The organism is Pseudomonas sp. B707, assembly GCF_022496685.1.
Taxonomy (GTDB): domain Bacteria; phylum Pseudomonadota; class Gammaproteobacteria; order Pseudomonadales; family Pseudomonadaceae; genus Aquipseudomonas; species Aquipseudomonas paraglycinae.
On sequence record NZ_WTVE01000036.1, the window covers coordinates 276,050 to 288,971 of the forward strand.

8 protein-coding genes are annotated in these 12,922 nt (G+C 59.4%); 7 read left to right on the forward strand and 1 reads right to left on the reverse strand.

Annotated features, from left to right (window positions below):
- Nucleotides 1-76: 76 nt before the first annotated feature.
- The 5 genes from aceE (at nt 77) to msrA (ending at nt 10,081) form a co-directional block, all read left to right on the forward strand.
- Entirely contained in the window at nt 77-2,722 is a 2,646-nt protein-coding gene (gene aceE / locus GQX66_RS28455; RefSeq protein WP_240872118.1) for a pyruvate dehydrogenase (acetyl-transferring), homodimeric type, read from the forward strand.
- 11 nt (nt 2,723-2,733) lie between these two features.
- Complete coding sequence (gene aceF / locus GQX66_RS28460) at nt 2,734-4,698, forward strand: dihydrolipoyllysine-residue acetyltransferase (RefSeq protein WP_240872119.1); 1,965 nt, start codon at nt 2,734-2,736, stop codon at nt 4,696-4,698.
- A 278-nt stretch (nt 4,699-4,976) separates the two neighbouring features.
- The gene (locus tag GQX66_RS28465; protein WP_240872120.1) at nt 4,977-6,374 is read left to right on the forward strand and encodes an alkaline phosphatase D family protein; all 1,398 of its coding nucleotides are present in this window, start codon (nt 4,977-4,979) and stop codon (nt 6,372-6,374) included.
- 239 nt (nt 6,375-6,613) lie between these two features.
- The gene (locus GQX66_RS28470) at nt 6,614-9,310 is read left to right on the forward strand and encodes a GGDEF and EAL domain-containing protein (protein WP_102686819.1); all 2,697 of its coding nucleotides are present in this window, start codon (nt 6,614-6,616) and stop codon (nt 9,308-9,310) included.
- Between the two features lie 105 nt (nt 9,311-9,415).
- On the forward strand, nt 9,416-10,081 hold the full coding sequence (msrA, locus tag GQX66_RS28475; protein WP_074689601.1) for a peptide-methionine (S)-S-oxide reductase MsrA: 666 nt from the start codon (nt 9,416-9,418) through the stop codon (nt 10,079-10,081).
- Between the two features lie 51 nt (nt 10,082-10,132).
- Here the strand turns inward: msrA and rlmJ are convergent, their stop codons facing one another.
- Complete coding sequence (gene rlmJ, locus GQX66_RS28480) at nt 10,133-10,972, reverse strand: 23S rRNA (adenine(2030)-N(6))-methyltransferase RlmJ (RefSeq protein WP_085746455.1); 840 nt, start codon at nt 10,970-10,972, stop codon at nt 10,133-10,135.
- Between the two features lie 122 nt (nt 10,973-11,094).
- On the opposite strand from rlmJ, the gene GQX66_RS28485 reads away from it, so the two are divergent.
- Together GQX66_RS28485 and GQX66_RS28490 are read left to right on the forward strand one after the other, a co-directional pair.
- Nucleotides 11,095-11,508 carry a type VI secretion system amidase immunity protein Tai4 gene (locus GQX66_RS28485; RefSeq protein WP_240872121.1) on the forward strand — a complete coding sequence of 138 codons (414 nt, stop codon included), beginning with the start codon at nt 11,095-11,097 and terminating at the stop codon, nt 11,506-11,508.
- Between the two features lie 216 nt (nt 11,509-11,724).
- A complete protein-coding gene (locus GQX66_RS28490) occupies nt 11,725-12,867 on the forward strand; it encodes an IS481 family transposase (protein ID WP_085746414.1) in 1,143 nt (380 codons plus the stop codon).
- Nucleotides 12,868-12,922 lie beyond the last annotated feature (55 nt).

Here is a 12,922-nt window from a genome sequence, read left to right on the forward strand (position 1 = left end):
TTAAATCGTCTGCCCACAAGGCCAGTCGCAAACTCAGGCAACCGATTCTGGAAGCCTTTCCGCCCTGGAGCAAGCCATGCAAGACCTCGATCCCGTCGAAACCCAGGAATGGCTGGACGCCCTGGAATCGGTTCTCGACAAAGAAGGCGAAGACCGTGCTCACTATCTGATGACCCGTATGGGTGAACTGGCGACCCGCAGCGGTTCGCAGCTCCCTTACGCCATCACCACGCCTTACCGCAACACGATCCCCGTTACCCACGAAGCACGCATGCCTGGCGACCTGTTCATGGAACGCCGCATTCGCTCGCTGGTACGCTGGAACGCGATGGCCATGGTAATGCGTACGAACCTGAAAGATTCTGACCTGGGTGGTCACATCTCCAGCTTCGCTTCCAGTGCGACCCTGTACGACATCGGCTTCAACTACTTCTTCCAGGCCCCGACCGACGAACACGGCGGCGACCTGATCTACTTCCAGGGCCACACCTCGCCAGGCGTTTACGCCCGTGCATTCATGGAAGGCCGCATCACCGAAGACCAGATGAACAACTTCCGCCAGGAAGTCGACGGTCAGGGCCTGTCGTCCTACCCGCACCCTTGGCTGATGCCTGACTTCTGGCAGTTCCCGACCGTTTCGATGGGTCTGGGCCCGATCCAGGCGATCTACCAGGCTCGCTTCATGAAGTACCTGGAACACCGCGGCTTCATCCAGCCGGGCAAACAGAAAGTCTGGTGCTTCCTGGGCGACGGCGAGTGCGACGAGCCGGAATCCCTGGGCGCCATTTCCCTGGCCGGCCGCGAGAAGCTGGACAACCTGATCTTCGTCATCAACTGCAACCTGCAGCGCCTCGACGGCCCGGTTCGCGGCAACGGCAAGATCATCCAGGAACTCGAAGGCGTGTTCCGCGGTGCTCAGTGGAACGTGACCAAAGTCATCTGGGGCCGTTTCTGGGATCCACTGCTGGCAAAAGACGTCGACGGCATCCTGCAACGTCGCATGGACGAAGTCATCGACGGCGAGTACCAGAACTACAAAGCCAAAGACGGCGCGTTCGTTCGTGAACACTTCTTCAACACGCCAGAACTCAAGGCGATGGTTGCTGATCTGTCCGACGACGAGATCTGGAAACTCAACCGTGGCGGCCACGACCCGTACAAGGTGTACGCGGCGTACCACGAAGCGGTCAACCACAAAGAACAACCGACCGTCGTCCTGGCCAAGACCATCAAGGGTTACGGTACCGGTGCGGGCGAAGCGAAGAACACCGCGCACAACACCAAGAAAGTCGACGTCGACAGCCTGAAGCTGTTCCGCGACCGCTTCGACATCCCGGTGAAAGACGAAGAGCTGGAAAACCTGCCGTTCTTCAAGCCGGAGCCAAACAGCGCCGAAGCCCGTTACCTGGCCGAGCGTCGTGCCGCACTGGGCGGTTTCGTGCCTCAGCGTCGTGCACAGAGCTTCAGCGTACCGACTCCGGATCTGGACACCCTCAAGGCGATCCTCGACGGTTCCGGCGACCGTGAAATTTCCACCACCATGGCGTTCGTGCGGATCCTCGCGCAACTGGTCAAGGACAAGGAAATCGGCCCGCGCATCGTTCCGATCATCCCGGACGAAGCCCGTACCTTCGGTATGGAAGGCATGTTCCGTCAGCTGGGCATCTACTCGTCCGTCGGCCAGCTCTACGAGCCAGTCGATAAAGACCAGGTGATGTTCTACAAGGAAGACCAGAAAGGTCAGATCCTTGAAGAAGGCATCAACGAAGCAGGCGCCATGAGTTCCTTCATCGCCGCCGGTACTTCGTACTCCAGCCACAACCAGCCAATGCTGCCGTTCTACATCTTCTACTCGATGTTCGGCTTCCAGCGTATCGGCGATCTGGCATGGGCCGCTGGCGACAGCCGTACCCGTGGCTTCCTGATCGGCGGCACCGCCGGCCGTACCACCCTGAACGGTGAAGGTCTGCAGCACGAAGACGGTCACAGCCACCTGCTGGCTGCCACCATCCCGAACTGCCGCACCTACGATCCGACCTACGGCTACGAGCTGGCGGTGATCATTCAGGACGGCATGAAGAAGATGACCGAAGAGCAACAGGACATCTTCTATTACATCACCGTGATGAACGAGTCCTACCAGCAGCCAGCCATGCCGGCCGGTGCCGAAGAAGGCATCAAGAAAGGCATGTACCTGCTGGAAGAAGACACCCGCGATGCGGCGCACCACGTACAGCTGATGGGCTCCGGCACCATCCTGCGTGAAGTCCGTGAAGCGGCGAAGATTCTGCGTGAAGAGTTCAACATCGGCGCCGATGTGTGGAGCGTCACCAGCTTCAACGAACTGCGTCGCGACGGCCTGGCCGTAGAGCGCAGCAACCGTCTGAAACCTGGCCAGAAGCCTAAGCGCAGCTACGTCGAAGAATGCCTGAGCGGCCGTAAGGGTCCGGTCATCGCGTCTACCGACTACATGAAACTGTTCGCCGAGCAGATCCGTCAGTGGGTACCGTCCAAGGAATTCAAAGTCCTGGGCACCGACGGTTTCGGCCGCAGCGACAGCCGCAAGAAACTGCGTCATTTCTTCGAAGTCGACCGTCATTTCGTGGTGTTGGCAGCCCTGGAAGCACTGGCTGACCGTGGTGATATCGAACCTAAAGTCGTGGCCGAGGCCATCACCAAGTTCGGCATCGACCCGGAAAAACGCAACCCACTGGACTGCTGAGGAGAAACTCTGTGAGCGAACTCATTCGCGTACCTGACATCGGCAGCGGTGAAGGTGAAGTAATCGAACTGTTTGTGAAGGTCGGCGACCGTATCGAAGCCGACCAGAGCATCCTGACCCTGGAATCGGACAAGGCCAGCATGGAAGTGCCGGCCCCAAAGGCTGGCGTCATCAAGAGCCTGAAAGTGAAGCTGGGCGATCGCCTGAAAGAAGGCGACGAACTGCTGGAACTGGAAGTCGAGGGTGCCGCAGCTGCGGCCCCTGCTCCGGCTGCTGCGCCTGCCGCCAAGGCTGAAGCTGCACCGGCTGCCGCTCCTGCACCGGCTGCTCCAGCTGCTGCCCCTGCTGCCGCTTCGGTTCAGCAAGTGCACGTGCCGGACATCGGTTCGTCGGGCAAGGCCCAGATCATCGAGATCCAGGTCAAGGTCGGCGACACCGTCGAGGCTGATCAGTCGCTGATCACCCTGGAATCCGACAAGGCGAGCATGGAAATCCCGTCGCCTGCCGCTGGCGTGGTCAAGGCCATCAGCGTCAAGTTGAACGACGAAGTCGGCACCGGCGACCTGATCCTGGATCTGGAAGTGGCGGGTGCTGCGGCCCCTGCTGCTGCCGCTCCGGCCCAGGCTGCTGCTCCGGCCGCTGCGGCTGCACCAGCACCGGCCGCCGCGCCAGCTGCACCGGTTGCCGACAGCGTTCAGGACATCCACGTTCCGGACATCGGTTCGGCCGGCAAGGCCAAGATCATCGAAGTGCTGGTCAAGGCTGGCGACAGCGTTGAAGCCGACCAGTCGCTGATCACCCTGGAATCCGACAAGGCGAGCATGGAAATCCCGTCGCCTGCCGCTGGCGTGGTGGAAAGCGTTTCCATCAAGCTGGACGACGAAGTCGGCACCGGCGACCTGATCCTCAAGCTGAAAGTCAAAGGTGCCGCTCCAGCTGCTGCCCCGGCTCCAGCTGCCGCTGCTGCTCCGAGCGCTCCGGCGCCGGCCGCTGCTGCTCCGGCTGCCGCTGCACCTGCTGCTGCCGCTCCGGTTGCTGCGCCAGCCAAGCCAGGCGCCAAAGTTCACGCCGGCCCTGCCGTGCGTCAACTGGCTCGCGAGTTCGGCGTCGAACTGAGTGCTGTCGGCGCCAGCGGTCCGCACGGTCGCATCCTGAAAGAAGACGTGCAGGTTTACGTCAAAGCCATGATGCAGAAGGCCAAGGAAGCACCGGCCGCTGCCGCTGGCGCAACCGGTGGCGCGGGCATCCCGCCGATTCCGGTCGTCGACTTCAGCCGTTTCGGCGAAATCGAAGAAGTGCCGATGACCCGCCTGATGCAGGTCGGTGCTGCCAACCTGCACCGCAGCTGGCTGAACGTGCCGCACGTAACGCAATTCGACTCGGCGGATATCACCGAGCTGGAAGCGTTCCGCACCGCACAGAAAGCTGTCGCAGAGAAGGCCGGCGTCAAGCTGACCATCCTGCCGCTGCTGCTCAAGTCCTGCGCACACCTGCTCAAGGAACTGCCGGACTTCAACAGCTCGCTGGCACCAAGCGGCAAGGCGATCATCCGCAAGAAATACGTGAACATCGGCTTCGCCGTCGACACCCCGGATGGCCTGCTGGTACCGGTCATCAAGAACGTCGACCAGAAGAGCCTGCTGCAACTGGCCGCCGAGGCCGCTTCCCTGGCGGAAAAAGCCCGGACCAAAAAGCTCTCGTCGGACGAGATGCAAGGCGCCTGCTTCACCATTTCCAGCCTCGGCCACATTGGCGGCACCGGCTTCACGCCGATCGTCAACGCGCCGGAAGTGGCGATCCTCGGTGTTTCCAAGGCAACCATCCAGCCAGTCTGGGACGGCAAAGCCTTCCAGCCGAAACTGATGCTGCCACTGTCGCTGTCCTATGATCACCGTGTGATCAACGGCGCCGCTGCTGCACGCTTCACCAAGCGTCTGAGCGACCTGCTGGCGGACATCCGCACCATCCTGCTGTAAAGCGCTCGGCCCTCCGGCAACGGAGGGCCGATCGTGTTCCACGTTTTCGAGCGCCACACGCTCGTACCTCAACCCCGTCAGTTTGGCGGGGCTTTTTTTTGCCTGAAATAACTGTCGCCCGAACTTTTCCCACAACTTGCGCTGATATAAGCCACGACTCGAGTCCACTTCCTGTCGATATTTTTCAGCAACAGGCAACTAACCTTGGCGCATCAAAGTTGCACCAACCAGCCGGGTAACTTTATCAATCACCAACATTTATTCGAATGGACTCGAACATGCTGAAACCTACTGTCGGCCCGATCATTGGCTACACGACAACTAATCAGGTGCGGATCTTTATTCGCGGCGGACTGCAGCATAACGCTGCCGTATTTGCCGGCATTCGCTATCGGATATTGGATTCGAAACAATGGCAGACGGGCCAGTTTGTAAAACTGGATTCGACCCGCGACATGACTGAAGTGCTGGTGCTCGATCATTTGCAGGACGACACCGACTACGAATACCAGACCGGCTGGTTCAGCCCGATGAGTCCCGTCCACAGTGTGGATAGCGTGGCGGAGTTACCGCTGCAATGGCCACGGGAAACGTATCGCCTGCGCACCCGCAGCCATCAGCCCTTGCAGCCGCGCGCTTATATCCTCGGTTCCTGCCGCTACTTGCGCATGACCGCCGGCATCCCGGTTCTTCCGCATCTGGGCGACCGGATTTTCGCGTCGATCAGTCAATTGATCGAAGGCGCACAACCGGCGATCAGCGCCATCATGATGTGTGGCGATCAAATCTACGCTGATGATTTGAACCTGTTCGCACCGGATCGCGGCTATGAAGAGTTCATCGCAAAGTATCGTACGGCGTTTTCCCTGCCCAATATTCGACGACTGATGTCGGAGACTTCGACTTACATGATTCTAGATGATCATGAAATAGAAGATAACTGGCCAATGAACGCCAACGAGTCCGATGAAATACTGTTCAGCAATGCGATGAAGGCTTACGAACTCTATCAAGTCAGTCATAGCCCGGCTTACTCCGCAACAACTAACGGCACAATCGACCGTACTTCACTGAAACACTACTGGTATCAATTCAGCGACGGCGATATCGAATGGTTTGTAACGGACAGTCGAACTCGCCGCAACTTGTCGGCCGAGAACCGCCGCATCCTCGATGAAGAACAGGAACAAGCCTTGTGCAATTGGCTGGTGAAGAGCCCGGCGAGGGTCAAGTTCGTGGTCACCAGTGTCATGTTCTACCCCGACCGCAAAATGAACGGCGATGATGCCTGGGCAGGCTTCCCCGAACAGCGCCTGCGCCTGCTGGAAACCATCCGCTGGCATCGGCTCAGGAACGTCGTGTTCATTTCCGGCGATGTGCATGGCTCGCTGACCAGTCGCCTGAGCCACAGCGAAGACCCGGACTTCGAGGTACACACCGTCGTATCTTCGCCGCTGAGCAACAGCAAATTGCTGCCCTACGCCACCGCCGCGACCTTCATGCTCGACCAGCCGCTGGCGCAGACCGAGGCAGGCGAATACCGGCACGAACTGACCAGCCAAGTCATCAGCCAGGACAACTTTGCGCACATGGTGGTCGAGGCCGGACGGATCCAGGTCAACTATCACGACCGGGATGGCAGGCACCTGCAATCCATCGATATTCCGCTGCGATGAAATCCAGCGGCACGACCGTTCCGGATGGCCGAAGGCTCTGGAACGGCCATCTCCGCGCTTAATAGCATTAGTTTCCGGCAAGTGCTGGAGAAATGTTCACTGCAGCCGACATATTCTTATAGCACTTGGCCTTCATGTCTCTTGTCAGTCGGTGCCGCAATGATGCAACCTTGCCGCAGGCAACAGTAAAGAGGGCGAGAGCCCGGCGCGTTCAGCAAATTTCCAAGCGAGTTCCCTTCATGAAGAGCCAACCCGATGCCGCCAGCCGTATGGTGGCCGAGGTAGTGACGCAGTTGCCTGTGCCCTCGCGGCTCGGCATGCTGCGTTTCGAGCGCCTGAATGAAGCCAGCTGGGCGATGCTGTTTCTCGATCCCAACTGTGAACGCCAGTTCGGCCAGCCCGCCGTCGAGCTCTGCGCCCTGGTCGGCTCGCCCTACGCCAGCCTGATGGAGCCCGAAGCGCGCTATCAACTGCATGATGCGATCCAGCAACAACTCGGCCAAAGCCCGCATTACCTGGTGCGCTATACCCTGCACACCGCCGCCGGCGCGTTGAGCATTCTTGAACTCGGTGAAGCCTACAAACAGCACAACCGCCACTTGCTGCGCGGTTACCTGCTGGCGGTCGACGATGTATTCGACGAAGCGCCGACGTTGCCCTCCGTCGATCTGGAAACCCAGAATTCACGCCTGCAAATCGCCCTTGAACTCAACCAGCGTGCCCAGCAGGAACAGCTGCAACATCTGGAGCGGGTGCGCGCCCAGCAGGACCTGATCCTGCTGCTGGCCCGCCAGCGTTACAGCAGCCAGAACTCCCTGCAAGAAGCCGCCGAACTGATTACCCGCTGCGCCTGCGATATCTACGAAATCGACTGCGCCAGTCTGTGGAACCTTGAAGGCCAGAAGCTGGTGCCGATCTCGGCGTACCACCGCGCCACCCAGGAATACATCCTGCCGGAGGTGATCGACGTCAGCGGCTTCCCCGATTACATGGACGCGTTGCACGGCAGCCGCGCCATCGACGCGCACAACGCGATGCGCGACCCGCGTACCCGGGAAATGGCCGAAGCCCTGCGCCCGCGTGACGTCAACGCCATGCTCGACGCCAGCATCCGCGTCGACGGCCAAGTGGTCGGCGTGCTGTGCCTGGAGCAGACCGGCGTCACCCGCGCCTGGCAGTCCGACGAAATCGCTTTTGCCGGTGAACTGGCCGACCAGTTCGCCCAGGTCATCAACAATCACAACCGCCGCACCGCCACCAGCGCGCTGCACCTGTTCCAGCGTGCGGTCGAGCAAAGCGCCAACGCCTTTTTGCTGGTCAACTGCGACGGCGTGGTCGAGTACGTCAACCCGAGCTTCACCGCGATCACCCAGTACACCACCGAGGAAGTCCACGGCCAGCGCCTGTCGGAGCTGCCGGCCCTGGAAAACCTCAGCGAGTTGCTGTTCGACGCGCCGTCGGCACTGGCCAAGAGCAACAGTTGGCAGGGCGAATTCAAGAGCCGCCGCAAGAACCTCGAACCCTACTGGGGCCAGTTGTCGATCTCCAAGGTCTACGGCGACAACCGTGAGCTGACGCACTACATCGGCATCTACGAAGACATCACCCAGACCAAACTGGCGCAGCAGCGCATCGAGCGCCTGGCCTACACCGACAACCTGACCAACCTCGGCAACCGGCCTGCATTTATCCGCAATCTGGATGAACGCTTCGCCCGGGATAGCGATACCCCGATCAGCCTGCTGCTGGTGGACATCGACAACTTCAAGCGGATCAACGACAGCCTCGGCCACCAGACCGGCGACAAACTGTTGATCAGCCTGGCCCGGCGCCTGCGTAACAGCCTGAGCCCGAGCGGCAGTCTGGCGCGGTTCGCCAGTAACGAGTTCGCAGTGTTGCTCGACGACACAGACCTTGCCACCGGGCAGCAGATCGCCAACCAATTGCTGGCGACGCTGGATAAACCGATGTTCGTCGACAACCAGTTGATCAGCGTCACCGGCTCCGTGGGCCTGGCCTGCGCGCCACTGCACGGCCGCGACCCGCAGACCCTGATGCGCAACGCCGGCCTCGCTCTGCACAAGGCCAAGGCCAACGGCAAACATCAGGTCCAGGTGTTCACCGAAGCGCTGAACGCCGAGGCCAGCTACAAACTGTTCGTCGAGAACAACCTGCGCCGGGCCCTGACCCAGAACGAGCTGGACGTGTTCTATCAGCCGAAGCTGTGCCTGCGCAGCGGTCGCCTGCTCGGCATGGAAGCATTGCTGCGCTGGAACCACCCGGAGCGCGGCATGATTCGCCCGGACCAGTTCATCAGCGTCGCCGAGGAAACCGGCCTGATCATTCCGATCGGCAAGTGGATCGCCCGTCAGGCCTGTCGCATGAGCAAGGCTCTGACTGCTGCCGGCATGGGCAATCTGCAAGTGGCGATCAACCTTTCGCCCAAGCAGTTCTCCGACCCGGATCTGGTGGCCTCCATCGCCAACATCCTCAAGGAAGAAGCGCTGCCGGCCAATCTGCTGGAGCTGGAACTGACCGAAGGCCTGCTGCTGGAAGCGACCGAAGACACCCACTTGCAGCTCGACCAGCTCAAGCGCCTGGGCCTGACCTTGGCGATGGACGACTTCGGCACCGGTTACTCGTCGCTCAGCTACCTGAAAAAATTCCCGATCGACATCATCAAGATCGATCGCAGCTTCATCCATGAAATCCCGGACAACCAGGACGATATGGAAATCACCTCCGCCGTGATCGCCATGGCCCACAACCTGAAACTCAAGGTCGTCGCCGAAGGCATCGAGACTGCCGAGCAACTGGCGTTCCTGCGTCGCCACCGCTGCGACGTCGGCCAGGGCTACCTGTTCGACCGGCCGATTCCGGGCGCCGAGCTGATCCAGGCGCTCAAGCGCTATCCGCGCGGCCCGCTCTGCCTGTAAATCCCAAGACAGTACCCGCACATTTTGCCTAGTGATTAACGGGGCATCATTGGGCACACTGGCGGTCAGACTTTTTACATCCCATCCTGACTGAGAGGAACGATCATGGTTCTGCGCTCGGAAATTCTGGTGAACAAAAACGTGCTACCGACTAAAGAACAAGCTCTGCCTGGCCGCGAAACCCCGATGGCCCTGCCTGAAAAACACTTTGTTTTCACCGAAACGCCGTTGCTGGGCCCGTTCTTTCAGGACGTCGACTTCGCGATTTTCGGCCTGGGCTGCTTCTGGGGTGCCGAGCGCCGCTTCTGGCAGCGTGAAGGCGTGGTCAGCACCGTGGTCGGTTACGCCGGCGGTTACACGCCGAACCCGACCTACGAAGAAGTCTGCTCGGGCCTGACCGGCCACGCTGAAGTGGTGCTGGTGGTGTTCGACAAGGCCAAGGTCAGCTACGAAGAGCTGCTGGCGATGTTCTGGGAATTGCACAACCCGACGCAGGGCATGCGCCAGGGCAATGACATCGGCACCCAGTACCGTTCGGTGATCTACGCGACCCATCCGGAGCAACTGGAGGCAGCGTTGAAGAGCAAAGCTGTTTATCAGGCCGAACTGTCGAAGGCGGGTCTGGGTGAAATCAGCACCGAGATTGAACAGGCGCCGACCGTTTACTTCGCCGAGGCCTATCACCAGCAGTATCTGGCGAAAAATCCGGAAGGCTACTGCGGGATTGGCGGCACGGGTGTTTGCATGCCACCGAGTCTGGCGGGTAACTGACCGCGACCACTGATCGTTCCCACGCTCCGCGTGGGAACGATCGGTCAGTGATCAGCTCTCGGCGATCAACCAATCCATCTGCCACCCACCCTGGGTTTGCCCAAGCTTTTTGGACAGCCACGGCAGTAGCTCACGCAATTCTTCCTCCAGCCCCCACGGCGGATTGGCAATCGCCAGGCCAGAGCCGTTCAGGCTGTTCGGCGTGTCCAGTGGATGCACGAGCAGCTCGACCCGCAGCAGTTTCGGCGCACCGGTGCCGGCCAGATCCTGATAGAAACGACGCAATGCGCGCTGATCCTTCACCGGATACCAGATCGCAGCCACGGTCTGGCGCATCCGGCCAATGGCCTCTTTCATCGACGCCGCACAACGCTGCATTTCATCGAGCTGTTCGAACGGCGGATCAATCAACATCACCGCGCGCTTCTCCTGCACCGGCAGCATCGCGCGGGCAACATGCCAGCCCTCGCCCAGATGCACCTTCACCCGACGATCGCCGGCCATGTTCTCCTTGAGCTGCACGCCGTCTTCAGGGTGCTTCTCGTTGAGCATCACCCGGTCCTGCGGTCGGGTCAGACGCCGCGCCAGCTCCGGCGAGCCCGGGTAATAGCGCAGCTGGCCGTCCGGGTTCATCTCGTGCAGCACCTTCATATAGTCGGCGGTCAGCGCCGGCAGATCCGGCTGATCCCACAACCGCGCGATGCCTTCCAGGTACTCGCCGGTACGGTTGGCCTGATCACCCTGCAGGTCATACAGACCGATGCCGGCGTGGCTGTCGAGATAGGCAAACGGCTGCTCCTTGCGCGACATCAGGGCGATGAGGCGGGTCAAGGTCAGGTGTTTGAACACATCGGCGTGATTGCCGGCATGGAAGGCGTGACGATAATTCATGGCTGCTCCTGCGAGGGCCGTGAAGTTTACCTTTTACCGGGCGGCAAGTCAGGGGTTGGGGGCTGAGTGGGCGTTCCCGGCGCTACACTGGCCGCAACCACCTGACAGGAAGTCTGAAAATCATGTATTGCCGGATCATTGCCCTCCTTTGCCTGCCGGGCTCATTACACGCCTTCGCTGGCGAAGAACACACCGAACAGGCACGCCAGAATCTGAAGAACTACGGTTTGAGCTACTGCATCCTGGCGCCATTCAAAGAACAATCTGCACTGGAAAAAGACATCGGACTGTCCGCCGGAGCCTACTCGTTCATGGGCAAAGGCCTGCACACCATTGTTCAGAATGAGGACACGCTGGAGGTCACGCATGATCCGTATGCCGAGACAGAGAAATACATGGCAGACGCATACCTCAAAAAATCATCGACCAGCAAACAGACTGGTAAAAATATAGTTTTCTATTCTTGTCTGGAAATTTATAACTCGCCGGAATTTGACGCTTTCATCAAGTCGCAGGATCAGTATCTGCAAAACTGAAATCTTCTCGCCTGACTAAATGATCTTTCCAAAACGGATGTTGGAAGGATCTTTGGAAAGGGGTGAGTGGGCAGTCTAGCTGTCGGATACATCCGTGAGAGCCCCCTCACCCTAGCCCTCTCCCGGTGTATGTACCGGAGACATAGTGGACAGGTGTTCGGAGACATGGTGGACACTTTTAAATAGACACATTGCTCATCGCGAAGGAGATGGCCTGTGTCTTGGGAAGAGGTGTCTACCGTGCAGCTACGTACAGAATTCGTGCTTTTGGCTCGGCAAGAAGGGGCCAATGTTCGGCAGCTTTGCCGTCGATTCAACATCAGCCCAAGCACTGCCTACAAATGGCTCAGCAGGTTTGAAAAATCAGGGGCCGAGGGTCTGAACAATCAGTCACGACGACCGAAGACGTCACCCAAACGTTGTGCTGACGAGGTGGAGAAGCAGATTCTGAACGTGAGTCAGGAGTACGCGGCTTGGGGCGCTCGCAAGCTCAAACGCGTGCTGGAAGACAAGGGTTTAGTGATGCCTTCCGTCAGCACCGTGCATGCGGTTTTACAGCGTCATTCGCGCGTTGATCCAAAGGCCGCCGAGATCAAACCGTTCATCCGTTTCGAGCATGACGCACCCAATGATTTGTGGCAGATGGACTTCAAGGGACACGTCGGTATGCGTCATGGCCGCTGCCACCCTTTGACGATATTGGATGACCATTCCCGCTTCTCGTTGTGCATCGCCGCTTGCGCCAATCAACAACGCCAAACCGTGGAAGAACAGCTTGTTGGAGTGTTTCGCCGATACGGTCTGCCGCAACGCATGACCATGGATAACGGTTCGCCATGGGGTGACCAAACCGGGGTCTACACCGCCCTGGAAGTCTGGCTGATGAGACAGGGCATCCGGGTCAGCCACTCCCGGCCCTACCATCCACAAACTCAGGGCAAGATTGAGCGATTCCATCGCAGCTTGAAGGCCGAAGTTCTGCAGAGTCAGTGCTTTATCGATCTCGTCGGAGCACAAAAAGCCTTCGATATCTGGCGAGAAACTTACAATCAGAAGCGCCCGCATCAAGCCTTGGGAATGGGGGTTCCAGCGAGCCGCTACAGCAGTAGCCCGCTTGAATACCAAGAGACCCGGCCTGTCCTGGAGTACGCGGAAGGAGATTTGGTCAGGAAAGTTCAGGGCAATGGCGAGATGTACTGGAGAAGCAGCCAATTCCTGATCGGAAAGGCCTTCATCGGGGAGCTGATAGCGATCAGGGGAACGACAGAAGATGGCATCTACGATGTCTACTGGAGCAGACATCGCATTGCCCGAATTGACTTGATTCAACAGACCGTTGTATCAGGTAAGCGGATTTGAAAACCGTCCACCATGTCCCCGAACATGTGTCCACCATGTCTCCGGTACATACACC

Coding starts and splice junctions, on each gene's coding strand:
- GQX66_RS28485 (WP_240872121.1), top strand. CDS start 11,095: ATGTATTGCCGGATCATTGCCCTCCTTTGCCTGCCGGGCTCATTACAC.
- aceE (WP_240872118.1), top strand. CDS start 77: ATGCAAGACCTCGATCCCGTCGAAACCCAGGAATGGCTGGACGCCCTG.
- GQX66_RS28470 (WP_102686819.1), top strand. CDS start 6,614: ATGAAGAGCCAACCCGATGCCGCCAGCCGTATGGTGGCCGAGGTAGTG.
- rlmJ (WP_085746455.1), bottom strand. CDS start 10,972: ATGAATTATCGTCACGCCTTCCATGCCGGCAATCACGCCGATGTGTTC.
- GQX66_RS28465 (WP_240872120.1), top strand. CDS start 4,977: ATGCTGAAACCTACTGTCGGCCCGATCATTGGCTACACGACAACTAAT.
- msrA (WP_074689601.1), top strand. CDS start 9,416: ATGGTTCTGCGCTCGGAAATTCTGGTGAACAAAAACGTGCTACCGACT.